This window comes from Phaeobacter inhibens DSM 16374 (assembly GCF_000473105.1).
Taxonomy (GTDB): domain Bacteria; phylum Pseudomonadota; class Alphaproteobacteria; order Rhodobacterales; family Rhodobacteraceae; genus Phaeobacter; species Phaeobacter inhibens.
Genome location: NZ_KI421498.1, coordinates 2,377,765 through 2,401,319, shown reverse-complemented (window position 1 = coordinate 2,401,319; position 23,555 = coordinate 2,377,765). Strand labels below are relative to the sequence as shown.

General features: G+C 57.7%; 17 protein-coding genes and 1 tRNA gene. 13 read left to right on the top strand and 5 right to left on the bottom strand.

Annotated elements, in window-relative coordinates; all coding sequences use genetic code 11:
- Window position 1: 1 nt before the first annotated feature.
- Window positions 2–1,276 (bottom strand): glycerate kinase type-2 family protein, encoded by a 1,275-nt coding sequence (locus INHI_RS0115285; RefSeq protein WP_027248193.1) that lies wholly within the window; start codon window positions 1,274–1,276, stop codon window positions 2–4.
- Window positions 1,269–2,846, bottom strand: a complete 1,578-nt coding sequence (locus INHI_RS0115280; RefSeq protein WP_027248192.1) for a sulfatase-like hydrolase/transferase — start codon at window positions 2,844–2,846, stop codon at window positions 1,269–1,271. Before INHI_RS0115280 ends, INHI_RS0115285 begins: the two co-directional genes overlap by 8 nt.
- Before the next feature lie 204 nt (window positions 2,847–3,050).
- Between INHI_RS0115280 and INHI_RS0115275 the strand changes: the two genes are divergently transcribed.
- The 7 genes from INHI_RS0115275 to INHI_RS0115245 all read left to right on the top strand — a co-directional run bounded on the left by INHI_RS0115275 (window position 3,051) and on the right by INHI_RS0115245 (window position 11,468).
- A complete protein-coding gene (locus INHI_RS0115275) occupies window positions 3,051–3,869 on the top strand; it encodes a DeoR/GlpR family DNA-binding transcription regulator (RefSeq protein WP_415837533.1) in 819 nt (272 codons plus the stop codon).
- A gap of 97 nt (window positions 3,870–3,966) precedes the next feature.
- Complete coding sequence (locus INHI_RS0115270) at window positions 3,967–5,643, top strand: Na/Pi cotransporter family protein (RefSeq protein ID WP_027248190.1); 1,677 nt, start codon at window positions 3,967–3,969, stop codon at window positions 5,641–5,643.
- Between the two features lie 39 nt (window positions 5,644–5,682).
- Window positions 5,683–6,522, top strand: coding sequence for a DMT family transporter (locus INHI_RS0115265; protein ID WP_027248189.1), 840 nt, complete (start codon window positions 5,683–5,685; stop codon window positions 6,520–6,522).
- 305 nt (window positions 6,523–6,827) lie between these two features.
- Complete coding sequence (locus INHI_RS0115260; RefSeq protein WP_027248188.1) at window positions 6,828–7,952, top strand: ABC transporter substrate-binding protein; 1,125 nt, start codon at window positions 6,828–6,830, stop codon at window positions 7,950–7,952.
- Between the two features lie 153 nt (window positions 7,953–8,105).
- Window positions 8,106–9,218: an ABC transporter ATP-binding protein gene (locus INHI_RS0115255; RefSeq protein WP_014873290.1), complete on the top strand. Its 1,113-nt coding sequence runs from the start codon at window positions 8,106–8,108 to the stop codon at window positions 9,216–9,218.
- 13 nt (window positions 9,219–9,231) lie between these two features.
- Window positions 9,232–10,152 carry an ABC transporter permease gene (locus tag INHI_RS0115250; protein WP_014881243.1) on the top strand — a complete coding sequence of 307 codons (921 nt, stop codon included), beginning with the start codon at window positions 9,232–9,234 and terminating at the stop codon, window positions 10,150–10,152.
- On the top strand, window positions 10,149–11,468 hold the full coding sequence (locus INHI_RS0115245) for an ABC transporter permease (protein WP_014873292.1): 1,320 nt from the start codon (window positions 10,149–10,151) through the stop codon (window positions 11,466–11,468). The genes INHI_RS0115250 and INHI_RS0115245 overlap by 4 nt, the downstream gene beginning before the upstream one ends.
- A gap of 144 nt (window positions 11,469–11,612) precedes the next feature.
- Here INHI_RS0115245 and INHI_RS0115240 read toward each other — a convergent pair whose 3' ends face one another.
- On the bottom strand, window positions 11,613–14,915 hold the full coding sequence (locus INHI_RS0115240) for a trifunctional glycoside hydrolase family 18/polysaccharide deacetylase/glycosyltransferase family 2 protein (RefSeq protein ID WP_254656889.1): 3,303 nt from the start codon (window positions 14,913–14,915) through the stop codon (window positions 11,613–11,615).
- Window positions 14,916–15,313: 398 nt separating this feature from the next.
- Between INHI_RS0115240 and INHI_RS0115235 the strand changes: the two genes are divergently transcribed.
- Window positions 15,314–17,746, top strand: coding sequence for a DUF3131 domain-containing protein (locus INHI_RS0115235; RefSeq protein WP_027248186.1), 2,433 nt, complete (start codon window positions 15,314–15,316; stop codon window positions 17,744–17,746).
- Window positions 17,747–17,753: 7 nt separating this feature from the next.
- Here the strand turns inward: INHI_RS0115235 and INHI_RS0115230 are convergent, their stop codons facing one another.
- Window positions 17,754–18,374 carry a hypothetical protein gene (locus INHI_RS0115230; protein ID WP_014873295.1) on the bottom strand — a complete coding sequence of 207 codons (621 nt, stop codon included), beginning with the start codon at window positions 18,372–18,374 and terminating at the stop codon, window positions 17,754–17,756.
- A gap of 1,133 nt (window positions 18,375–19,507) precedes the next feature.
- Window positions 19,508–19,582: transfer RNA gene (locus INHI_RS0115225), tRNA-Thr, on the bottom strand.
- 85 nt (window positions 19,583–19,667) lie between these two features.
- On the opposite strand from INHI_RS0115225, the gene INHI_RS21335 reads away from it, so the two are divergent.
- The 5 genes from INHI_RS21335 (at window position 19,668) to hisD (ending at window position 23,512) form a co-directional block, all read left to right on the top strand.
- Complete coding sequence (locus INHI_RS21335; protein ID WP_014873296.1) at window positions 19,668–19,847, top strand: hypothetical protein; 180 nt, start codon at window positions 19,668–19,670, stop codon at window positions 19,845–19,847.
- Between the two features lie 6 nt (window positions 19,848–19,853).
- On the top strand, window positions 19,854–21,125 hold the full coding sequence (gene murA / locus INHI_RS0115215) for a UDP-N-acetylglucosamine 1-carboxyvinyltransferase (RefSeq protein WP_027248185.1): 1,272 nt from the start codon (window positions 19,854–19,856) through the stop codon (window positions 21,123–21,125).
- Window positions 21,125–21,601: a DUF2948 family protein gene (locus INHI_RS0115210; RefSeq protein WP_014873298.1), complete on the top strand. Its 477-nt coding sequence runs from the start codon at window positions 21,125–21,127 to the stop codon at window positions 21,599–21,601. Before murA ends, INHI_RS0115210 begins: the two co-directional genes overlap by 1 nt.
- Window positions 21,601–22,140 (top strand): GNAT family N-acetyltransferase, encoded by a 540-nt coding sequence (locus INHI_RS0115205; protein WP_254656888.1) that lies wholly within the window; start codon window positions 21,601–21,603, stop codon window positions 22,138–22,140. The genes INHI_RS0115210 and INHI_RS0115205 overlap by 1 nt, the downstream gene beginning before the upstream one ends.
- Window positions 22,141–22,210: 70 nt before the next feature.
- A complete protein-coding gene (gene hisD / locus INHI_RS0115200) occupies window positions 22,211–23,512 on the top strand; it encodes a histidinol dehydrogenase (protein WP_027248184.1) in 1,302 nt (433 codons plus the stop codon).
- The last annotated feature ends 43 nt before the right edge of the window (window positions 23,513–23,555 follow it).

Sequence of the window (23,555 nt, the reverse complement as noted above, 5' to 3'; positions counted from 1 at the left end):
TCTACCGCGGGGACAGCAGCATGATTTGGACATCGGCTACATTGGTGCCGGTTCCACCCGTCATAAGGAGATCTCCCGCCAGCTTCAGCGCAGCGTTGCTGTCGTTATTTCTGAGGAGGGCATCGGGGTTGCCACCGTTGTCACCGATACGCTGCCAGGTTCCGCTATCGACAACACCGCCTGCTGCATCTGTCGGACCGTCACGCCCATCGGTGCCTGCGGATAGGAAGGTCCAACGCTCTTTGAGGGCGCGACGCCCCAGGCGGGCGATATGTAATGCCAGCTCTTGGTTCCGTCCGCCACGGCCGCTGCCGGTTAGCTGTACAGTGGTTTCACCGCCAAAAATCAGAGCAGTAGGGCGACCGGTCTCCTGTTCTTTGGTTGCGGCGAGAATTTCTGTTGCTGCCACCTCGACATCACCGATAAGTGCATCGCTGACGATATGTGCCGACCAGCCGTCGCGCCTTGCCTGATCGCGCACAGCACCCAGGCTATGGCGGTTTGACCCGATCAGATGGGCTGACGTCACGCTGGAATTCGCGGGCGACTGCTGCGGCTCCTCCGGTGTTGTCAGATGGGTTTGAACCGCGTGAGGCAACCCCTCCCACAGATTATGAGACAGAAGACAGTCGCGCGCCATTGCCCGCGAGCCCAATGGTGCCACTGTGGGGCCTGAGGCGATGGCTCTCAGATCATCGCCGATGACATCCGAGAGGATATAGCTGAACACCTGCGCGGGCTGCGCCGCGCGCAACAAGCCGCCGCCCTTCAGCTCCGACAGCTGCTGGCGGATCAGGTTCATCTGGGTGATGTCGACACCGCCTCCGAGCAGCAGATCCGTCACAGCGGTTTTGTCAGCAAGCGTGAGACCTCCCGCAGGCGCTACCGCCAGAGCGGAGCCACCGCCTGATATCAGCGCGATTACCCTGTCCTTAGCGTTCAGATTGCTGAGTGCTGAGCGCAGGGCGCCCCCCGCGGCCAGACTCATCTGGTGCGGGACGGGGTGGTTGCCTGCCAGAACTTCAACATCTGACAGATCAGCAACATTCTCTGGATTGGTCACAGCAATTGCGCGGTCCGGGGGCGGCAGAATCGCCATAGCTTGCCGGATCATAGGAACGGCGGCTTTCCCAAGCGCGACAAGGATCAGGCGCCCACCCGGTTGCGGCAGGGCGGGCGGGTGTTGTCGCAGGCTTTCGGCCAGGGCCGCGGCAGGATTGGCGCGGGCAACCGCTGCTGCGAAGAACCTGCGGGCAATACTGCGCAGATCAGTCATCCTGGCGGCCTGGAATGAGCGTCGGCCTATGGCGCAGCTGCCTGCGCGGCCCCTGTGGGGTGATGGTGTCCAGCGACAGCGTATGATCCATGTTGCGCATGCGATGGCGCAACATCTGTCGCGTCAGCCGGGCCAAATCACCTTGATAGTCCGGGTGCTCCGCGACATTGACGGCCTCGCCCAAATCGTCGTGATCAAACAGCAGTGGCGGCAAGTCGGCGGCGAACTCCACCAGTGTGAATCGCGCATCGCGCAGAATCGCAAGACAGGAACAGCTCGCATCCGTGCCCAGGTGCTGCTGCCAGATGTTGGGGCGCTCCGGTTCGGCGAAATCCAGTTCCGAATAGCTGTAGCTGCGCCAGTTGCCTGGAGTGTTTCCGGCAAGCAGCGGTAGCAGGGAGCGCCCGTCCATTGCGTTCGGAATAGGCTGGCCCACCCAGTCCAAGATGGTCGGTGCAAGGTCGACGGATTCGGTGATGTCGTGCACCACAGCCCCGGCGCGTGCTGCGTTGCCAGGTTGGCGAATGATCAGCGGCGTGTGATAGGCCGCCTCATAGACCGAGAATTTCCCCCAGCTGTGTCGGTCGCCCAGCATTTCCCCATGATCTGCGCTGAGCACCACAAGCGTATCCTCCAGCTGACCGCTATCGCGGAGATACGCCATAACCCGACCGATATGGGCGTCGACCTCGCTGGCAAGGCCCAGATAGATCGACCGAAGCGTTTGGATCACCTCGTCACTAGGTTCTAGATCGGGGAACCCCTCGACAAAGGATGCAGGCGAGGAGGCACGGGTGGCTGGATCAAAAAACGGATGGACTGCACGCTCGTCCTCAACAGTGGCAAGACGTTGCGGCAGGGGCAGGGACGTAGGATCATACATCCGGTTGTAGGGTGCTGGCGCCACGAGAGGCGGATGCGGGCGTATATAGGTCAGATGCGCGAACCAATTCTGGTCACTGTATCCGGGCAGGGTTGCCAAAAATCGGTCGGTCAGGAATGCGGTGTCACTGTCCTCAGCTCGATACAGGGCCGGATCGTTGAGACGCGGGGCATCCCCGGTTGGAGATACCGGTTTGTAGATGTCCCAGTAGCGGTCGAATGTGTAACCTTTGTTCAGAAGATGTGCGCGCCATGGGTGCGACATTTCCATCCGCATCTCCAGCATCTCATGAAACCCGCTCATCGGGTATTCGTATGTTTGCATCGCCGGGTCATTGGGGTGATATACGCGGGGATCATGCGACGTGTCAGTGTACCCAAACAGCATTGGCAGATAGCCTGCCTTGCGCATCTCCGAGGCGAGGTTCGGTGTATCATGCCGCAAGGGGGTGCCATTGCGAACGGAGCGGTGGTTCATCGCATACTGGCCGGTCAGGATAGATGCGCGCGACGGCCCGCAGGGGTTCACGACGGTGTAGTTTTTCTGAAAGGTGACGGCATCCCCCATCAGGGCGCGAAGATTGGGCAAAGCCACATGCTCTGCTAAGGCGCCAAACAGGCAGTCGGCCCGCATCTGGTCAATCAGGATGAACAGGACATTCCTGCGCTGATCTGAACATCGGCTCATAGAGACCTTCCTCACGGTAATTGACGCCAGATAAGCCCGAAATCGCCTTCATGGCAAAGAGTTTCCCGGCTCAATACGGTCAGAATTGACCGATAATGTGGGTTTTTGTGTTTTCTTGTTTGATTTTTTTGATTGAGCTGTGGTTCACTGGCCGCCTATTCAACACTCCTGCACTGAGGTCACCGGGTGCCAGCAGACCAGAAAATGTCCCATCGCGAACTCGAACTGCTAGAGGCTCTGCGCCGTCTGGGCGGTTCAGCGCGCAGTGGAGAACTGGCCAAGGTACTGGGTGTTTCGGAAGAAACTGTGCGGCGCACGATCAAGGCGTTGGCCAAGCAGGGGTTGGTACAACGGGTCCATGGTGGCGCCTATCTGAGTGGACCGGATACCGCGGATAGTTTCTGTCGGCGGATCTCCAAATATACCGAAGAAAAGCAGAGCATCGCCGCCGGAGTTCTACCGCAGATCACAGACGGGATGGCGATTTTTCTTGATGTGGGATCCACCACTGCGTTCGTCGCAAAGGAACTGCGTTGCCGAGCCAATCTGACAGTGGTGACCAATTCCATTGGCGTTGCGCAGACGCTGGCCAATCACAACGGCAACAGGGTGCATTTTCTTGGCGGAGAAATCCAGAGCAACGAACGTGGCACGTTTGGTCATGTTGCCGAACAGCAGGTACGCGCATTTGCATTGGATCTGGCGGTGTTGTCGGCTGATGCATTTTCTGCCAAACACGGCGCCCTCTACCACAGTGCGACGGAGGCCCAACTCGCGGCGGTGGTTGCGCAGGCCGCCGAACGGACGCTGTTGATATTGGCCCACCCGAAGTTCGGTGACATGGCGCCGCACCGGGGGCCACAACCGGAGATGCTGGACCTGCTGATGACCGATGTCTTGCCCGGCCGGAAGTATCGCCGTGCGTTGGAGACCTGGGGGATTGGCCTTGAGTTGGCGCCAACACAGGATGCTGAAGCGGCGAGCGAGGTGAAAGCAAAGAAACGGGCCTCTTTGCTCGAGTGAGCCGTGGGTACAGTTGCGTAGACGGGCTTCCGTTGGGCGCCAAATAAAGATCGGCAGCCGTTAGAAACTGCCCGACAGAAGGAAAAGACACGAGCCTATGGCCATATTGAGCTTTCTTACCAGCCTCGCCGGTGCTGTCATGCTGCTTCTTTTTGCAGTGCGTATGGTGCGCACCGGCATTGAACGCAGCTATGGGGCTACGTTTCAGCGTCTCTTGACCGAACAGCGCAGCCTCGTGCAGGCTAGTTTCGTCGGCGTTGGCATGGCCATCGTGCTGCAAAGTTCTGCAGCGGTTGCCTTGCTGACGTCCGGGTTCGCGGCTGGGGGGATGCTGTCCTTTGCCTCCGGGTTGGCGATTGTGCTGGGCGGGGATCTGGGCTCCGCGTTGATCATTCAGCTTCTGTCGTTCCGTCTGGACTGGCTGGTGCCGGTGCTGCTGGCGGTTGGTGGCTATCTCTTCGTCAAGGTTGAGGCAAAAAAAGCCCGTCAGATGGGGCGCATCCTGATGGGGATTGCGTTCATCTTGATTTCCTTGCGTTTTCTGCGTGAGGCGATGGACCCGATCCGGGAAAGCGCGTTTTTGCCCGCGATTGCAGAATACCTGGCACGGGACTACATCACCGCGTTCCTTGTCGGGGCTGCACTCGCCTTTGTCATGCACTCCTCGGTGGCGGCTATTTTGATGTGTGTCACCTTGGTGCAGATTGATGCGATCCCCTTTGCGGCTGGCCTGTCTTTGGTGTTGGGTGCGAATTTCGGCTCTGCGTTCATTCCGGTCTGGCTGAGCAGAGGGATGCCAGCGCCAGGGCGGCGAATACCGCTGGCCAATCTGGGGCTGCGCGGGACCTGGGCCGTGCTGTGCCTGTTTGGCGTCAATATGGCGTTGCGAACCGGTATTCTGGGCGCGCCTGAGGGGGGGCAGACGCTGGTTTATGCGCATTTGTTGTTCAACACATCGTTGTTGATATTGGCGCTGCCGTTTTGCGGTATGCTGCACGGGGTGCTGACAGGTCTGGTACCGAATCCGGCGACGCCGCAGGATACAGCGCACGGGATGCCCGTCAGTGTGCTGAATACGGACGATTATAGGCAGCCCAATCAGGCGATCAGCAGTCTCAAACGGGAACTGTTGCGAATGTCGGATCTGGTTAGCGCCATGTTTCGACCTGTTCCGGATCTCTACCAACATGGTGACCGTACTCAGATCAGGGCAGTACAGGCGCTGGACCGGGAGGTGAACAATTGCCTGTCAGGTATCCGGAGTTATGTGGCGGGCATGCCGAGTGAGGGGTTTGGCAAGGAAAACGCGAAAGTGGCCCGCGACTTGGTGGAATATGCCATCCGGCTGGAGACGGCGGGAGATGTGGTGGACGAACGCCTCGCCACCCTTGCAACCTCAATGCACAAGAAAGGCGTGCGGTTTTCGAAGGAAGGTTGGGCCGAGATCACCCGTATGCACGAGGTCATTGTCGCCAATATGCAGCTGGCCTCCAATGTGCTGATCTCGGACGATCTGGAAAGCGCGCGTCTGCTGAGCCTAGAGAAGACGGAGGTGAAGCGCATGGAACGTGACAGCCGCAAGCGCCATCTGCGTAGGCTCCAGAGAGGGGCTGCGGAGAGTTTCGAGAGTTCCGATATCCATCTTGAGACCTTGCGCGCGCTGCGGGAATTTAACAGTCATATCGCAGCTATCGCCTATCCGATCCTCTATCGGAACGGACAGTTGCTGGAAACGCGCCTGATCCAGGATATGCCTGCCGAGGAAATGGATTGATGCCTTCCAGTGGCGCCCTGCCAGATCTGAAAGCCTGACATGACTCCATTTGTGATTGCCATCATCCTGTCGGCTGCATTGCTGCATGCGATCTGGAACGCCATCGTCAAGACCGCAACAGATCGACCCACGACGTTGGGGTTGGTGGCGCTGGGGCATGTTCTTCCCGGCGCGGTCATGGTGGCGTCGCTGCCTTTGCCTGCGGTGGCGAGCCTGCCCTATATTGGCCTCTCGACCGTCGTGCATTTCGGATATTTTTACATGCTGGGGCGTGCCTATCAGCATGGTGATCTGAGCGTGGTCTACCCGATTGCGCGCGGAATCGTGCCTGCTCTGGTTTCACTCTGGGCGATGATTTTCGTTGGGGAAATGCTGCCCCTACAGGCTTGGTTCGGGATTGCGCTTATTGCTTTGGGGATCCAGCTGAGCAGTTGGAAAGCGCTGCGATCCGGTGTCGGGCGGGGGGCGTTATGGTACGCGCTGGGTACCGGGTTTTGCATTTCGGTATACTCGCTGGTTGATGGTATCGGTGTACGGCTGTCGGGGAATACAGTCAGCTACTGGGCCTGGGGTGCCTTTCTGCACATCTTTGTCGCGGTGTTTGTCATCTTGCGAAAGCGAGAGACATTGCCCGGATTGCCGCTCAGAGTTTGGGCGTTGGGAATCGCGGGTGGTCTGGTGTCGATGTGCGCGTATGGGCTGGTGTTGTTTGCGAAAAACTTCGCACCGCTTGGCGCGGTTTCGGCCCTGCGTGAAACATCGGTCATCTTCGCAGCGCTGATTGGCTTCCTGATCCTGAAGGAGGGCAACTGGCAGCGCCGCCTCGGGGCAGCTGTCCTGATGGCGGTCGGGGTTGCGCTTATCGGTATGGCGGTTTGAGCGCCTCGGCGATTTTGTGAACGCTGCCACAGTGTTGCAGCGTTGACGTGAGGGGCCTCCGGGGCGCAGACTGATCCGTGTGAGACAATGTGAGAGTCGGCATCCTTGTCGAAAAGCGCATAAGCGCCTTGTTCTGATCGTTGACGGTGGAGAGCTGAAACTGGCCCCATAAATGTGCCTGCCCGACATCGTCTGGCCTTATCGAATTCTGAATCTGTCACTGTAGCAACAGGAGTGTGTTCCGCAGAGTTTCACCACCAAAAGCAAAAACAAAAGACCAACAGTTCCATAGGGAGAAAGACAAGATGACTGCAAAGTCCAAAGTAACCCGCCGCTCCATTCTGAAGGGAGCAGGCGCGGCAGCGCTGGCAGCACCGCTCTACTCCAAGAGCGCACTGGCATCCTCCGGTGAGATCAACATTCTAATGTGGTCGGATTATCTGCCGCCCGAGTTCATCGCCGGGTTTGAGGCCAAAACCGGGATCAAGGTGAATTACACGGGTATCGGGTCGAACGAAGAAATCATCAACAAGATGAAGGCAACGAAGGGTCAGGGTTTCGATATCGTTTCACCGACCAATAACCGTTCCCTGCAATGGGGTCCGCTGGAGCTGCTGAAGCCGTTCGACCTCAACAAGGTCAATATGGATGCGGTGAACCCGGCAATGGCCAAGATCGGTACGGATGCCTGGAACTTCGACGATGATGGTGCGCATTGGTTGCCGCATATCTGGGGCACCGAGGGCATCGCCTACCGTACGGACAAATGGCTGCCTTCCGGGGATGCACCGTCTTACGGGGATGTTTGGAGTGAAGAAAACGCAGGCAAAACCATGGGCCGCGCACATTCGATGATGCTGGGTGCAGGTCTCTATATGGAAGCTTCCGGTGAAATGGAGCCGGGCTCAATCTGGGCGGCCTATGATGACGAAGAGACCATGCGTAAGGTTTGGGGGCAGGTCACTGATTGGTGCGTGGCGCGTAAAAACCGCATCAAGCTGATCTGGAATGATGCGGATTCTCAGAAAAACGGCCTGCTGAACGAAGGTGTTGTTGTTGGCCAGACCTGGGATGGACCGCCGCTGGCGCTGAAATCTGCAGGTGAACCGGTCCATTATCAGGCACCGGTTGAGGGTGCGATGGCCTGGGTCGACGGGATGTCGATGCCGGTCGGTGCCAAGAACGAAGAGCAGGTCTATGCCTTTATTGACTATGCTTACGAACAGGAACCTGCGGGCAAAGCCATCGACAGCCACGGCTACAACTCACCGGTGCTGAAGGCCGACGATTATTCCGGTGATATCTATAAGAAAAACTTCGCGGAAGCCTATCCGGGCAACAGTCTGGCCAATCTGAACCCATGGCCTGCCGAAGCTCCTTGGTATGCGGATGTGCGCACCGAATTCGTTAACAAGTTCAAAAGCGCCTGATTACCTGATCGCGCGATCATATCTGGCTCCCGTTTCATGCGGGGGCCAGCCACACGCCTGAGAGCGTAAATTCAACATATTATCAACCGGATGCTATCTGCATCGGCCGGGGGCTCGCCTCCGAACGGACGGTTGCACCGAGGGAGAGGCCACATGAGTGCTGGGGTAGGCGTAGATCTTGAGAATCTCTGGATCCGCTTTGGAGATTTCGTTGCTGTGCGCGACGCGAATGTCAAAATCAACGGAGGCGATTTCTTTTCGTTCCTGGGCCCGTCTGGCTGTGGCAAGACGACCATCTTACGCGCGGTGTCCGGTTTTCTGGAGCCAAGCGAAGGCAATGTTCTGATTGGCGGCAACAATATGCGCGGGATTGGCCCGAACAAGCGGCCAACGGCCCTGATTTTCCAGAATCTCGCATTGTTTCCGCTGATGAAGGTCTGGGAAAACATTACGTTTTCGATGGAGATCAAGGGAGCTTCGGCCAAGGACAGACGCAAGCGTGCAGATGAGTTGCTGGATATGATTGCCCTGCCGGGGCAGGGCGACAAACTGCCCTCAGAGCTTTCCGGCGGTCAGCGTCAACGGGTGGCTATCGCGCGTGCGCTATGTGCCGAACCGGATGTTCTGTTGCTGGACGAGCCGCTTTCTGCGCTGGATCTGAAATTGCGTCAGCACATGCGGACGGAGCTGCGCGAGATCCAGCAGCGTGTCGGCATCACATTCATTTACATTACCCACGACCAAGGCGAGGCGCTGACCATGTCAGACAATATCGCCGTGATGCGCGCCGGGGTGATCGACCAGATCGGCAACGGTAAGGCGGTTTACAACGACCCTGCAACAGCCTTTGCTGCGTCTTTTGTTGGCGAAAACAACGTATTCCGGGGTAAGGTAAAGCGGGTAATGGGCAATGAAGCACTCATCGCAACCAACCGGTCCGGTGATCTGGTTGCACGGATTTCCTCCGCCAATCAGGGCAAGATGAAAGAGGGGGATGACGCGATGATGTTCATTCGCCCGGAGGCATTTGCCCTGGCACCACAGGGCGCAACTGGCGACCATGTGGTCAGCGCCAAGGTCAATCATGAGGAGTTTGAGGGCAATGCCTTCAATATTTTCATGGAGGGCGACGGTGGCAAGGAGTTGAAGGTTTCAATCCCCAACCTTGGCCAGTCCTTTGAAGATCACACAGGCCAGACAATCACCCTGGAATACGAGACGCAGAACGCTGTCATCGTACCCGCCGGTGAACTGGCCGCAGAATAGGGAGGCCTGGACCATGCCAAGATTCCTGAGGGAATTCTTCAATCGCAACGGCTATGGGCTGGGCTCTCTGATGTTGGGGCTCGTCCTGTTCTGGACGATTGGTCTTATCATCCTGCCACAGCTGTCGATGCTCGATTTTTCATTCCGGCCGAACCTGCCGCCGCCAGAAATCGGCGGGCCGAAAGATGTCTATACGCTGGAGAACTACAAATATCTGGTTTTCGGTCCCGAGGGCGGCGGTCAGGACTACAATGCGGTTGATCTGCGTGTGTTCTTCCGCACGCTGGTCGCGGCAGTCTGTGTGACACTGTTCAACCTGATCCTGTGCTATCCGATTGCCTATTATCTGGCGCAGACGAAGGGCAATCATATTCGCATCTTCGCGTTGATGCTGATCATTCCCTATTGGATCAACGAAATCCTGCGCGCCTTTGCGCTGCGCATCATCTTCGGCGAAAGCGGGGTCTTGAACACGGCGCTGGTCGGGATGGGAGTGTTTGACACACCGTTTGATTTCATCCGGAACGATATCGCGCTTTATGCAGGGCTTGGGTATGCCTACATCCTGCTGATGATTTTCCCGATCTACAACGTGATCGAGAGTCTGGACCGCAATCAGATTGAGGCGGCCCGTGACATGGGGGCCAGTTGGGCCAAGATCCATCAGCGCGTTGTCATCCCCTATGCCAAGCCTGGTATCAGCTCGGGTTGCACTATGGTCTTCATGTTGTCGGCGGGCGCTCTGGCCGCGCCGCAGATCTTGGGCGGACCGTCTTCCCTGTGGTTCACACAGCTGATCTACCAGCAGTTCAATGACAACTCCGACTGGCCGCAGGGTGCTGCCTATGCGGTTGTTCTTCTGGTGACCTGTATCCTGTTGGTTCTGGCCGTCATGCGCCTGTTCAAGGTGAACATGGGAGATATCGGCAAATGAAAAACCTCTCCTTTCTGCGCCTGAGCGTCTGGTTCTATCTGGCGATCTTCTTCGCCTATCTGCTGGGGCCGCTGGTGATCATGTCGGTCACGGCTTTCAACTCACCTGGGTTTCCGCAGGCGACGCCATGGGAATGTCTGACGTTCGAGTGGTTTTCGGCTCTGTTCCAGGACGAACGTATTCTGAACGGGATCAAGAATTCGATCCTCGTCGGGGCGGGTACGGTTGTACTATCGGTTGCGATGGGGTTAGCGGGCGCGCTGATGCTGACCCAGATCTGGCCAAAGTTGCGTGCCACCTATTACACGGTGATCATCGCGCCGATCCTGATACCGGGTGTGGTGATTGGTATCTCAACACTGGTGTTCTGGGATCGCATCAATCGCATGGTTGGGCTGGGGGCGGATAGTTTTCTGTCGAACGGTTTGTTCCTGACCATCATTGGTCAGTCCACCTTCATTGCCAGCTACTGCATGCTGGTGCTGGTGGCCCGTCTGCAGCGCTATGACATGGCGTTGACCGAGGCGGCGCTTGATTTGGGGGCCACTCATGCGCAGGCGTTCCGCAAGGTCCTGTTGCCCTTCATGAAGCCTGCAATTGCATCAGCGGCAGTTCTGGCTTTCCTTGCCAGCTTCGAGAACTACAACACCACCACCTTCACCTTCGGAGAATATCCAACCCTCACCATCGAACTGGCGCAGAAGGTGCGCTACGGCATTACGCCGGCAATCTCTGCATTGGCATTTATTATTGTTGTGCTGACGGTTTTTGCCGCGCTGTTCAACGAGGCGACCATCCGTCGGCGCGAACTTGTCGCAGCTGCCCGCAAGGATGCCACTGTTGAGGAGTTGGAAAGCGGGCGCCTGCGTTTGCCCGGCTTCCTCAGCTCGAACTGGGCGGCCCTAGGGTTGGTTGGGGTGGCCTGTTTCACTATCGTGATTGTTGGCACTGCGACTGTTTATAGCCCGGCCCAATGTATCGCGGATGTCAAAGAGCAGAAGCGCCTAGAAACCGAGGTGCGTATTCAGGAACTGCGTCAGCGTCGCGCCGATGAAGCGGCCCGTAGGGCAGCGGAAGAGGCCGAAAGCGGTGGGTCTGAGGCCGGTGGTGCAACATCCGAGCCCACAACCAGCGGCGGGAACAACTCCGGCTTTGGCGGGGTCTTTGATCCCAACGCATTGGGTGGTGATGCCGCTACAAGCGAGGGCGAAGACGAAAGCAGCGCTCCAGCGCCCGCGACAGGCGGCAATTCCGCTTTCGGAGGGGCCTTCGACCCGAATGCGCTCTCCGGTGGTAGTACGTCAGACGGCAACTGATACGCCGCCGGTGCAAACAAAAAACCTGCCCAGGCCTCGTGCTTGGGCAGGTTTTTTATGTGCGATACCTTGGTCGGCTAGTGGTCAGTCACTCAGGTTTGGCGTTGGCGAATTTTGGTGGCTCGCCGATCGGTTAACCAGAGATCAGCTGAGGCGCGCCCGAGCGGCCACCGTGGGTCGGACAGGAGCCTGAACAGATCCAAATCGGCGGAGCTTGTGCCAACCTGTCAGCCGCCCGGTCAGGATCCGCCACAGCGAACGGTAGACATTTATGATCAGAAGCTGGCGGTAGATGAGCCTGTTCAGCAGCAGTAACAACACCATGGACCGAGGCATGGTTGGCTCTGACCGCACAGCATAGTCTGCCATGATCATTTCCAGCAGCGGCAACGCCAGGAAGATAGAGAGCACGGCATAATCGCGAACCGTGAAGGCATCAAAGGTGGTGCCATCAAAACTGGAGACAAACCGCACCAGCATGAGCACCAGCAACAGGTCGATGATCGGGCCAAGCAGAGGCATGATTACCCCAAAGATAACGAGATCGGTGAGCCCGACCAACCCGACTGCGTGCCCCTTCCGGATGGTACTGCGGTGCTTCCATGCGGATTGCAAAATACCGATGGACCAGCGCATCCGCTGCTTCATCAGGGTGCCAACGGAGGCTGGTGCTTCGGTGTAGGCATAGGCACGCTCGGCCGCGCGAACCTCATAGCCCTGTTCCAAAAGGGATATCGTCAGATCGGTGTCCTCGGCTAAGGTCTGGCTGGAGTAATAGCCGCATTTGCGCACCGCCTCAGTCCGCCAAGCACCAAAGGCGCCAGGGACCACCATGATCGCATTAATCGTCTCATAGGCGCGACGATCGATGTTCTGGGCAACCGTATATTCCAGTTTTTCCAGCTTGGTCAGCAAGTTGTTCGAATTGCCCACCATGATTTTCCCGGCTACGGCGCCGACCTGGGGGTTACGCAGGGGCTGCATCAGACGGCGGATCGCATCCGGTGCGACGATGGTATCGGCGTCGATCGCGACGACATAGTCAGTTGTCACATGCGAGAAGGCAAGATTGGCGGCCTTCCACTTGCCTCCATTGGGTTGGCGCAGGATCTGGACGTTTGGGTTGTCTTTGTAGGTCTTGGTCACCAGCTCATGCGTGTCGTCAGTTGACCCGTCATCAACCACCAGCACCGAGAGATTTGGGTAGTCTGATTCCAGCACACTGTAGATTGTCTTCAGAATGCTCTTCTCTTCGTTATAGGCGGGGATCACAACCGTGACCGGGGCGGAGAAATCACCTGTACGATGGCGCAGGTCGGTACGGTCGGCTCGGCGGGACCGGATCGCCATTACAAACAAAACAAGGGCACGAATGACACCGAGCAGCACCGCGAAGGGCACCAGGAAGGCCACCCATGTTGCGCTATTCCCGAAACCGGTGAAGGCAAGCGCCTCAAACGGTTCGAGACTGGCCGCCTGTCGGGTTTCATAGGGGCTGCCGACCCCCGCCATGGCCTGTTTCAGTGTCAGAAACTGATAGCCGCGCGCCTTCAGCTCAGGGATCAGCAGACGTAGTGCGCTGATCGTGTTGCTGCGGGCGCCGCCGCCGTCATGCAGCAGCAGGACCTGACCGCTGCCATCCAATGCGTCCAGCGTGTAGTCGACCAGTTGCTTGGGACTGAGGCTGCGCCAGTCAGGTGGCACGATATCGGCACCCAGAAGGTGGTAGCGCTGGTCAATGATGGTCTTCAACCGACGCGCCAGATCCCCTTCAAGCGGGCCGGGTCCGCGCATGTAGGGCGCGCGAAACACCACAGGTGTTTGGCCTGTCAGCCAGGAGAAGATCCGGGACTGCAACGCCAGTTCAACCTGAACCCGTGCCGGAGAAGCTCGATCAAGCCGAGGGTGAGAAAAGGTGTGGAGGCCAAAATCGAACTCGGACCGGGCCAACGCGTCAACGACATTCTTTTGCTCGAACATCTGATTGCCGACCATGAAGAAGGTTGCGGGCACCTCGGCGTCGTTCAGGATATCGAGGATATCCTGCGTGTGATCCTGGGCGGGTCCATCATCGAATGTAAGAAGGATAGATTTTTCCGGAAGGGTACCATAGCGGTCCGCAATGACTGGCAACGGCAAAGGATCGGTGACCGCATCTGTCACCATCAGAGTCTCGGCATCCCGCGTGACATGACGGCGGCCAAGGAGCTCTTTTTGGGCGAACCGCAGGAAGGGCCCAGTGCCGCGATATGAGACGAAGCTGTTCAGATCAATGTCGCGTAGCGTGTCAAAAGCACTGTCCGAAAGAATATCTTCGTTTGCGAGCAACGGCCAGATGGAGGGATCTTCCTGCCCCAAACCCCAAATTGCAAAGCCGTCGATGCCGGCCTCCGCAATGCTCAGAAGTTGGCTGTAATGGCTCACGGCATCCAGATACCAGATCATGTTTCGCTCACCGCGCGCATCCATGTAGGAAATCAGCCCGTGGCCTTTCTCAGGCGCATAGCCTGCAAAGGCCCCGTATTGATCCGCCTGAGACATCGCATCTGCGTAGCTGATGAATTCGGGCGCAGGCGCGCCAGTTGTCCAATGCACCCCGCCAGCCGCCATGCCAATCACCAGTTTTTCCTTGGGAATGATGCTGCGCGCGCGTTCCAGAACGGTCTGGAACCAATCCAGAGGGGCCGGTGACTCTTCATATATTCCAAGACGATAGCTGTTTTGAACCGCAGGTAGAATGACCCGGTCAGGTAAGGCGGCCCCGTAGGAAAGGGTCTCAATCTGATCGGGGGCAATGACCGCGCAGGACTCGAGGCTCTTGGCTGCGAAATCATCTCGCACGCCATCCAGATGGGTCAGCGCCTTCTGCAGGTTCTGTGCCTCCAACCGGCGCATATCAAAACACAGGCCGGACCACCCGTGCCGTGTTGCGAGATCTGCGGCCTTGGACCAGTGGCGGCTGCCGTCTTCCTCAAGCGCGGTGGCCTGAACATGCATCAACGGTTGAATGGGGTGATCGCCAAATGGATTGGTTCGCACAATGTAAGGCGTGCCAAAATCCTGATTGCCGGATTGCAGCCAGTCGATCCCCTCGTCACTGATGATCAACCACTCTGGAACAAACACATTAATCGTGTCGCAGGTCCGTTGAACGGAGTTGGACACGTCTTCCAGATCGGCTGTCACGAAGGCATATAGCGTTGAAGGATTGTTGCTGGCGCTGCGGGCTGCGGATGTATGTGTTTGGCAGGCATTTTTCGCCGCCGTTGCGACGCTCGGGCCATCGCTGTCCAGCTTGTCATAGCCACCATCACCCTCAAGACTGTCGCTTTGCGGCAGGAACCGGCGCCAGTCCGAATTGACTGTATCTGTCGGCGCATTGTTCTGAAACAATGAGCGGGCCAGTTTAAACTCAGTGATGACACTCTGTGTGACTGCGATGATCATGGCCGCAGCCAGAGCCAATCCCAACACAAAAAACAAGGCGGCAAGAAACGGGCGAGTTGCCGTACCTGCCTTGAAAATCTGCCTTTGGGCGTCGGTCGAGCTGGTCATCTCTGCCGGTAAGATTTCGGTCGGAAATGTCTTGTGCACACGGGCCTGGGGCGCAGATGGTTTTGATCTGCGTTTCCTTGCCTCTGGCGCCGTCCGATTTTTAGTCGTCGTATGCATCACTTGCCAACCCGTTCAAATAACGTGTTACTTTTTCATTCACTCGTTTGGGGGGCAGGCGATTTTCGCCAGATTGACTTTCGCGCGAACCATTTCGATTCCGCGTCCGCTAATTAAGTTTTTAACAAAGTCCTAATGATAATTCAAGATGGGCATCGCGGATCGTTCAAGTTATGGTAAACACCGCCGGAACCAGAAAGTTGGACAAGCTAATGTCGTGGAAACGCCGTGAGTTTCTGGGTTTGGCCTCAGGTGGCCTGCTAAGCACGACCTGGCCGGCCCTGGCGCAGCCTCAGCAGGCCGAGGGGATACGTGCGTTTTCCATATTACTGACCGGCGTACATCCGTCGCTGCCGGTAAATGCGCTTGGCTCTTTGATTTTTGCATTTCTGTCGCAAGGGGTTGCACTCTCCGTTGAAGTCGCATTCGAAGACTTCGCCAAACACACACCGGATAGGACCCATCCGCTGCTGGCGATGCTAAGCGATACCGCCTCCCAAAACCGCACATTTGTCGAGATCGTTCCTGCGTCGCGCAATCTGATGCGCAAGACAGGATATTTTAAGGCGCGTAGTCTTTGGGGGCTGCGCTCGCAAATTGATCAACAGCTGCCCGGCGCTATGGCTGCTGCTGCTCAGCCAGCGCATTTTTCGACGGTGTCGACCAATGAGCTTGAGGGCGAGTTGCGGCAGGACGGTTTGCGGACCGGGGGGTGCACGACCGTGATCTATGATGCGGTTGAGGCGGCTGAGCGCGAGGCGTTGCTTGGTCCTGCCGCAGTATTGATGTTGCCACTGAAGGCGCGCTTAGATCTGAGGTCCGCGCAAGAGAAGATGACATCAGGGCTGTTTTCCAAATTGGGGGATGGGACTGTTCTTGCGGTGGATGTTGCAGAGCTGCCGATTGACCCGGCCCGCGCTTATGAGGTTGGTCAGCGTATTGCCGCGAGCGTCAATCGCGCGCGGCTATCAGGGTATCTTTTGTCTGTTTTGCCGCGTGAAATCTACAAACGGTGCTGCGCGTTCTTGCCGAATCACTCCAGACACTATGTCATTTTGCCGGAGTTTCCGGGCAGTGCTGAGGGGTACAATGGGCTGCTGGATCAGGCGCGGACCCGATTGGGCACAGACTGTGTGACCTTGGTGCGCGGTGGGGAACGCCGAGCAGACGGCGCATTCCTGGTCGAAACTCGTGATGGCGAGCAGCATCGGCTTGGGGCACCAGGGCTGGGGCCTGACGGGGAGCCAATCGAAGGTCCGATTTTTCTTGCAGACGATGTGGCCCCACAACGTGGCGATGTGCGTCATCCAGATGCAGTGTTTGTCCACAAGGCTCAAACGGTCAGTCGGCTTTCTGCGAAAGTACCGGCCGCAAACGGTATCTGCCTCAACTATCCTACAGGAATAGTTGATCCAGCTCATGAGCTTCTGCTTGAAGCACGAGACACGCTACGTGACAGCAGTCTGTCGCCAGAGGCACCTGTTTTCGATGCCGCTATGATGGCTGATGCCGAGTTGGCCTATAGCTACCTCGAACAGGCAGAAATGAACGCTACCGGATTGGCATTGACGGTTAGAAAGCAGATCAACGGCAAGTCATTCAACAACTCCGAGATCACGATGTGGGATGTCGGGAGTCTGATCCTTGGCTTGTTGGCAGCGGTTGAGCTGGAGCTGGCACCGGCTGACAGAATCTACCGCCGCATCAAGAAGATTATGGCATCGCTTCCGGTTATTCAGGATGGTGACGCGGCATATCCGCCGACGCTGATCAATGTTCGGGATGCATCAATTGAAAGGCGAGGGTTCGATGCCTGTGATTTCGCACGGCTTACCAGCGCAGTTACCCGGGCTGCGCAACATACCGCGCTTGCGGACGCCAGTTCGCAGCTGATGGGTAAATGGCAGATTGCGGGTTTGATGCAGGGTGGTGTCCTTAACAATATCCTCAAGACACGTATCCAATCATCTTATCTGTCGCATTGTGCGCACTACCAGACCCGGGTTCTACCAGCTCTGGGCCAGTCGGAAACCCGCTCACCCTACCGGGAGGCGTTTGCCGGAGAAACGGTTGCAGATAGAACGGTCAACCTGCTCTATACGGTTGATAAAATTGGCATCCTGCCGACTGAGCCGCTGTTGCTCGAATATGTGGAACTGGGACCATCTGCTGAATGCGCCGTACTAACGGATGTCTTTCTGGGCGCGATGAAGCACCACTTTGATCAAACCGGTCAATTGCTCGCGCCATCTGAGACGCCAATCGATACGGCGCCTTGGTTTGTCTACCAAGGCTTCGATCTGGGCCACGAAACACGTTGGAACGTCAGCTACAGGAAAGGGCGCGAGGTAGTGTTCGAACCGGTTGCCAGCAGCCCTTATGGCATTTTCTCAACCAAGGCAGCGTATCTTTGGTACGCGGTCAGACCCTGCAGGCACACTCGTAAAATGCTGGACATGGCACAAGAGCACGCCCGGATTGACGGTTTTGGAATGAGCAGTGGATTGTTCCTTGATGGGTATGCCCAAATGAAAAACCATGCCGACCTCAACACAAACGGGATCGTCTTGCAGGCGCTGGCGCATCTGAAGCGTCGCACCCGCTAGAATAGCGTCAGCTTACAGGGCCAAAAACCTGACATCCGCTGGCTGAAATCTCACCGCGTGCCACTGGGTAACCGCGCCGGGGGTTGAGGCGGATCGGCTGCATCCCGGTCAGTCGGTTCATACATCTTTCTGTATCGCGAACGGAATTCCGCTTGCCCCCGATGTAGATATCAAGCCACGGGCGGCCATTCTTGCCCGTATGGCAGGGGCCATTTTGTGGTTGATGACCGTCACCGCAGACGTCTTCCACGATGGCATATTTGCGCAGGCGTTCAATGTAGAACCGCGTGCCCGCCGGGAAATCCAGCGTCTGGCGCCCCCGCCGGATGGCGTGTCCCACAGCGATGGTGACCGGGTCATTATATGTCCCGGTTCCCCCAGCCTGGCGTCGCAGGACGGGACGTGCGATGGCGGCGCTGCCAGGGGGTGTGTTATCCCAATAACTATACCCCGTCAGATAACCTTCAAATCTGACTTCGGTGCCACGTCGGACAAATTGATCCAGCTGGCTCTTGATATCATTGTTGATGCTCTGCGCAGGAAGCATACCGGCACAGACGCTCATCACGGTCAGTGCGGCAGCGGCCACGGCGGTTTTTCTGAAAATGGAGTTCCATATCGTCGACATGACATGTTCCTTATCGAGGGCGGCCTCGGGTTCTCGCGGCTGCCTGGATAAGGCTGCGCGCTGGTGTCTCTTCTGATCGCCAGACGGGCCGACCGGCTGTCGGCTCGCCTGGGTGGCGGTCGTTTTCTGTAGTGCCCTGTCGGCGGTAATTTGCGTCTTTTGGTGGCTTGCGGACCGATCCTGCAGAAGCTCGGAGGTGAGGCGTTGATGCGCCCCTTGTGGTGGGGCGGATCTTCAGCGCCTTACGACTGAAGCAAAGCGGATACACCAGATGCGGCATCGCGCTCAAAGAGAGTCCGCTGGAATGGGCGGGATCCCTCCAACGGATAGGCGGATTTCTGGCAGAGCAGTTTCAGGAGGCCACTTGATTTTTTTGTCGATTGGCAAGCGCGCCGAAATACCGTCGTCGTTTCCAATAGGATCTGAGGTGGGAGAATGTTGGCGATCTGACCAGATCCGAGCCGTTGTCAGGGCCACATGTTAACGACAGCCAGACGCCTTTGTTCGTGTCAAAGCTGGGGAGGGGCCAGAGCCACTGAGTATGTGCCTGTATGATCTGCCGTGTGACGCAATGCCTGGAAAACTGTAGCACCGGCGCCCATTTTTTTGCGTGACTCAAATGGCCTGGGTCGTTCACCTGTCGCTTAGTACCAAGCGGAGTGGTCGATATCCGCAGTTTTGGAACAGGCGGTTGCTTTGGTTTTGCATCTATCATTCAACCCTCCTGCACCCGATGCTGTTGCGGCCCCGCACCCGCTCCAAGCTTGCAGATGGGTGAGCCTTCGAGGTTCAGACTGGCGGGTGAAAATTAAAATCAGCCTTAACCGATGCGATTCGAGCGCAGGAAATTGCAAACAAATTGATTCAACGGCGGTTAATCGCTGACAGTCTTGAGTGAGCTGAGGTGTTGTCGCTGTGTGTGCGACAATCTGTGCGAATCGAGGATTGTCTCGGTTTCAGATCGATTCGGATCCGGGCATGAGGGGGGCGCCGAATGGTCTGGGGGGCCGTGCCCGCGCCGCCCTATCAATGGTTGGCGAGGGAGTGAGATGGAACGTAATCAAGCACAGCGAGAAGCGCTCAAAACAAATGTGTTATCTTATAAAGATGTGAAATATCAATGTTTTGGAGACTGGTGCTGCTGGAGAGAATTGAACTCTCGACCTCTCCCTTACCAAGGGAGTGCTCTACCTCTGAGCTACAGCAGCGCCGGTGAGGGGGCTTTTAGGCATAAACGAACTGGGGCGCAAGAGCATTCTGGACGGTTTTTTCACACTCCGGTACAGAAGATCTATGGCAGAGAAGAAAACAGCAAAAAATGGCGGGTCGGCGCCCACGCGCGAAGATCGGTTGAAGGCCGCATTGAAGGCGAATATGGGCCGTCGGAAGGCCCAGGCGAAGGCGCGTGCGGTCAAAGATGACGAGACCGGCGGTCCGGCAGACGACCCCACAACAGGCAGTTCTAAGGAGTAAGGGCAGATGGATTCGATTTTGGTGACGGGGAATGGCCCACTGAAAGGGCAGATCCCTATCGCGGGTGCAAAAAACGCCTGTCTGACGCTTATGCCGGCAACGATGCTGAGCGAGGAGCCGTTGACGCTGACAAACGCACCGCGACTGTCTGACATTCGCACCATGACAACGCTGTTGCAGTCGCTGGGTGCTGAGGTTTCAACGCTGCAGGATGGTCAGGTGTTGGCCATGTCGAGCCATGACATCAACAATCACACCGCTGACTACGATATCGTGCGGAAGATGCGGGCGTCGATCCTTGTACTGGGGCCGATGCTGGCGCGTGATGGTCATGCTGTTGTCTCGTTGCCCGGCGGCTGCGCCATCGGCGCGCGCCCGGTGGATCTGCATTTGAAGGCGCTTGAAGCGCTGGGGGCGCAGCTGGATCTGAAAGACGGTTATGTTCATGCTAAGGCGCCTCTGGGCGGGCTGAAAGGCGGGGTCATTGACTTCCCGCTTGTCTCCGTCGGCGCAACGGAGAATGCGCTGATGGCCGCGACATTGGCCAAGGGTACAACCCTTATCAATAACGCGGCGCGCGAGCCGGAGATCGTTGATCTGGCGCAGTGCCTGCGTAAAATGGGTGCGCAGATTGAAGGTGAGGGTACATCCACCATCACGATTCAAGGCGTGGACCGTCTGCACGGCGCCACTCATCCGGTTGTCACCGACCGGATCGAGTTGGGGACCTATATGCTGGCGCCTGCCATTTGCGGTGGCGAGGTCGAGCTGCTGGGTGGGAAGCGATCCCTGATCGAAGCCTTCTGTAACAAGTTGGAGGCTGCCGGGGTTGAGATTACCGAGAACGAGAACAGCCTGACGGTACGCCGCGGTGATAACCGGGTAAAAGCGGTAGATGTCGTGACCGAACCCTTCCCCGGGTTCCCGACCGACTTGCAGGCACAGATGATGGCACTGATGTGTACCGCTGAAGGGACCAGTGTTCTGGAAGAAAAGATCTTTGAAAACCGGTTCATGCATGCGCCGGAACTCATACGTATGGGGGCGCAGATTGACGTTCAGGGTGGTCATGCCACGGTAACCGGCGTTGAGGGGCTGAAGGGCGCACCGGTGATGGCAACTGATCTGCGGGCGTCGGTCTCCTTGATTCTTGCAGGTCTAGCGGCTGAAGGCGAGACCACCGTTAGCCGTGTCTATCATCTGGATCGCGGGTACGAACATGTGGTGCGCAAGTTGTCCTCAGTTGGTGCCAAGATTGAACGGATCCAGGAGCAGTAATGGCAGATGCAACATTCGACGACGGGCGCGAAGCGCCGCTGAATCTTGGCGCCCTTGGCGCTGAGGATCTGGAAATTATTGCCTCGCTTGCGCAGGATGCGGTGTTTCCGGTGACGGAGATCAGCTGGCGACCTGCGGAGCGGCGATTTGCGCTGCTGTTGAACCGGTTTCGCTGGGAAGACAAAGATGCCGCCGAACAGCGTGGTCGCCCTTATGAACGGGTGCAAAGTGTGCTGGTCGTCGATCAAGTTTTGTCGGTGGCCTCTCAAGGCGTTGATCGGAAGGAGCGCGATCTGATTCTTTCGTTGCTGTCGCTGAGTTTTGAGCCGGGATCGGATGGTGACGGGCATATCGTTCTGACCCTTGCCGGTGACGGTGCAATCCGGCTTGCCGTTGAGGCGGTTGAGGTCACCCTGCGCGATGTGACGCGTCCCTATCAGGCGCCGTCCGGGCAGGCTCCTCTGCACGAGACATGATGCTACGTGAGTTGGTGGGCGCTGATCTTGCCGATCTTCGTGTCCTGTGGCGCGAAGGGCTGACCGCCTTTCCGGCCTCTTTCTTGATGACCGCAGAAGAGGCGGATGGCATCCCGGATGCGAGCCTGCTCAGCGGGTTCGAGAGCGGCTCCTATTGGGGCGTGTTTATTAGTGATCAATTGGTCGGCTTTGCGGTTTTGCGTCAGGGCGGGCTGTCACGTCTCTCGCATACAGCTGATCTTGGTCCCTTCTACATCTCGGCGGACTATCAGCGTCAGGGGGTGGCCAAAGCCCTTTTGGCACGGGTCTTGGGTCAGGCTCGTGAGCGAGGGTTAAAGCAGGTGGAGTTGTGCGTGGATCAGGAAAACCACGCCGCGCGGAGGCTTTATGAAAACGCAGGGTTTCGTCCGTTTGGCCTGCGCCCGCGCTCTGTTGTCGTGGAGAGCCAGCCGCGAAACGATGTGCTGATGCTGTGCCCGCTGGATAATGCTCTGGCTGCGGATGAAATCCCGTCGCTTGCGCGGCAGGTGCTTGACTGACCTCCAATACACGCAACCATCTTGAGACTGCGGGCAGGGGCCTATATTGCAGGCTCAAAGGAGAGCCATGATGCCCGTTTTTCTGAACGCGTCCGATGCTGGTTTTGATCAGGCGTTTGCAACCCTTCTGGGGGCAAAACGCGAAGATAGCCCCGATGTAGATGCAGTGGTCGCCGACATAATCGCGGATGTGCGCACCCGTGGTGATGCGGCACTAATCGAGCTGACCGCGAAATTTGACCGTTTGCAGTTGACCGCAGATCAACTGCGCATTTCGGACGCTGAGATCGACGCCGCCATTCAGGATGTATCGACTGAGGAGCGCGTCGCGCTGGAGTTGGCGGTGGAGCGTATCCGCGCCTATCACCTGCGGCAGATGCCTCAGGGCGCCGAATGGCAGGATGATGCCGGGGCTTCACTAGGGTGGCGCTGGTCGGCAGTGTCGGCGGCCGGTCTCTATGTGCCGGGCGGTCTGGCGAGTTATCCGTCCTCTGTTTTGATGAACGCGGTTCCGGCGAAAGTGGCGGGTGTCGAACGGCTGGCAGTAGTGGTCCCCACTCCTGATGGTCAGATAAACCCGCTGGTGTTGCTTGCAGCACGCTTGTCCGGTGTCGATGAAATCTACCGTGTCGGCGGCGCGCAGGCGGTTGCGGCCCTCGCCTATGGAACAGAGAGTATTGCCCCGGTTGACAAGATTACCGGCCCCGGAAATGCGTTTGTCGCGGCGGCAAAACGACGGGTGTTTGGCAAGGTCGGCATAGATATGATTGCTGGCCCGTCGGAAATTCTGGTCATCGCCGATAAGGACAACGATCCCGACTGGATCGCGCTCGACCTTCTCAGCCAGGCCGAGCATGATGAAAGCGCGCAATCGATCCTGATTACAGATGACGAGGCATTTGGCCGCTCTGTAGCGGATGCGGTGGAGGCGCGCTTGCAGACACTGGAACGCTCCGCCATCGCAGGGCCCAGCTGGCGGGACTACGGTGCGGTGATCGTGGTGCCTGATCTGGATGTGGCAGCTCAGCTGTCCAATCGTATCGCCCCGGAGCACCTGGAGCTCTGCGTTGCGGACGCTCGTGCGCTCAGTGAGAAAACCATTCACGCGGGCGCGATTTTCCTTGGCCAATATACACCCGAAGCGATCGGGGATTATATCGGCGGCCCGAACCACGTGCTGCCAACCGCCCGATCTGCACGGTTCTCGTCTGGGCTGTCGGTGATGGATTTCCTGAAGCGCACCACGTTGAGCGAAATGACCCCGGACGCGTTACGTACAATCGGTCCAGCGGCCGAAACGCTGGCCAAGAGCGAAAGCCTGGAAGCGCATGGCCTGTCAATCCGGGCGCGCCTGGATCGGCTGAACCGCTGAACGCAGAGGACGGGAGTGCGGGGAAGCAGGCTGTTGCTTGCCC

What these genes read in the sequence shown, in the direction of transcription:
- INHI_RS0115245 (WP_014873292.1), top strand. Translation starts at nt 10,149, where the DNA reads ATGAAAAACCTCTCCTTTCTGCGCCTGAGCGTCTGGTTCTATCTGGCG.
- INHI_RS0115275 (WP_415837533.1), top strand. Translation starts at nt 3,051, where the DNA reads ATGTCCCATCGCGAACTCGAACTGCTAGAGGCTCTGCGCCGTCTGGGC.
- INHI_RS0115205 (WP_254656888.1), top strand. Translation starts at nt 21,601, where the DNA reads ATGCTACGTGAGTTGGTGGGCGCTGATCTTGCCGATCTTCGTGTCCTG.
- INHI_RS21335 (WP_014873296.1), top strand. Translation starts at nt 19,668, where the DNA reads ATGGCAGAGAAGAAAACAGCAAAAAATGGCGGGTCGGCGCCCACGCGC.
- INHI_RS0115230 (WP_014873295.1), bottom strand. Translation starts at nt 18,374, where the DNA reads ATGTCGACGATATGGAACTCCATTTTCAGAAAAACCGCCGTGGCCGCT.
- INHI_RS0115280 (WP_027248192.1), bottom strand. Translation starts at nt 2,846, where the DNA reads ATGAGCCGATGTTCAGATCAGCGCAGGAATGTCCTGTTCATCCTGATT.
- INHI_RS0115270 (WP_027248190.1), top strand. Translation starts at nt 3,967, where the DNA reads ATGGCCATATTGAGCTTTCTTACCAGCCTCGCCGGTGCTGTCATGCTG.
- INHI_RS0115285 (WP_027248193.1), bottom strand. Translation starts at nt 1,276, where the DNA reads ATGACTGATCTGCGCAGTATTGCCCGCAGGTTCTTCGCAGCAGCGGTT.
- INHI_RS0115265 (WP_027248189.1), top strand. Translation starts at nt 5,683, where the DNA reads ATGACTCCATTTGTGATTGCCATCATCCTGTCGGCTGCATTGCTGCAT.
- INHI_RS0115260 (WP_027248188.1), top strand. Translation starts at nt 6,828, where the DNA reads ATGACTGCAAAGTCCAAAGTAACCCGCCGCTCCATTCTGAAGGGAGCA.
- hisD (WP_027248184.1), top strand. Translation starts at nt 22,211, where the DNA reads ATGCCCGTTTTTCTGAACGCGTCCGATGCTGGTTTTGATCAGGCGTTT.
- INHI_RS0115240 (WP_254656889.1), bottom strand. Translation starts at nt 14,915, where the DNA reads ATGATCATCGCAGTCACACAGAGTGTCATCACTGAGTTTAAACTGGCC.
- murA (WP_027248185.1), top strand. Translation starts at nt 19,854, where the DNA reads ATGGATTCGATTTTGGTGACGGGGAATGGCCCACTGAAAGGGCAGATC.
- INHI_RS0115255 (WP_014873290.1), top strand. Translation starts at nt 8,106, where the DNA reads ATGAGTGCTGGGGTAGGCGTAGATCTTGAGAATCTCTGGATCCGCTTT.
- INHI_RS0115210 (WP_014873298.1), top strand. Translation starts at nt 21,125, where the DNA reads ATGGCAGATGCAACATTCGACGACGGGCGCGAAGCGCCGCTGAATCTT.
- INHI_RS0115235 (WP_027248186.1), top strand. Translation starts at nt 15,314, where the DNA reads ATGGTAAACACCGCCGGAACCAGAAAGTTGGACAAGCTAATGTCGTGG.
- INHI_RS0115250 (WP_014881243.1), top strand. Translation starts at nt 9,232, where the DNA reads ATGCCAAGATTCCTGAGGGAATTCTTCAATCGCAACGGCTATGGGCTG.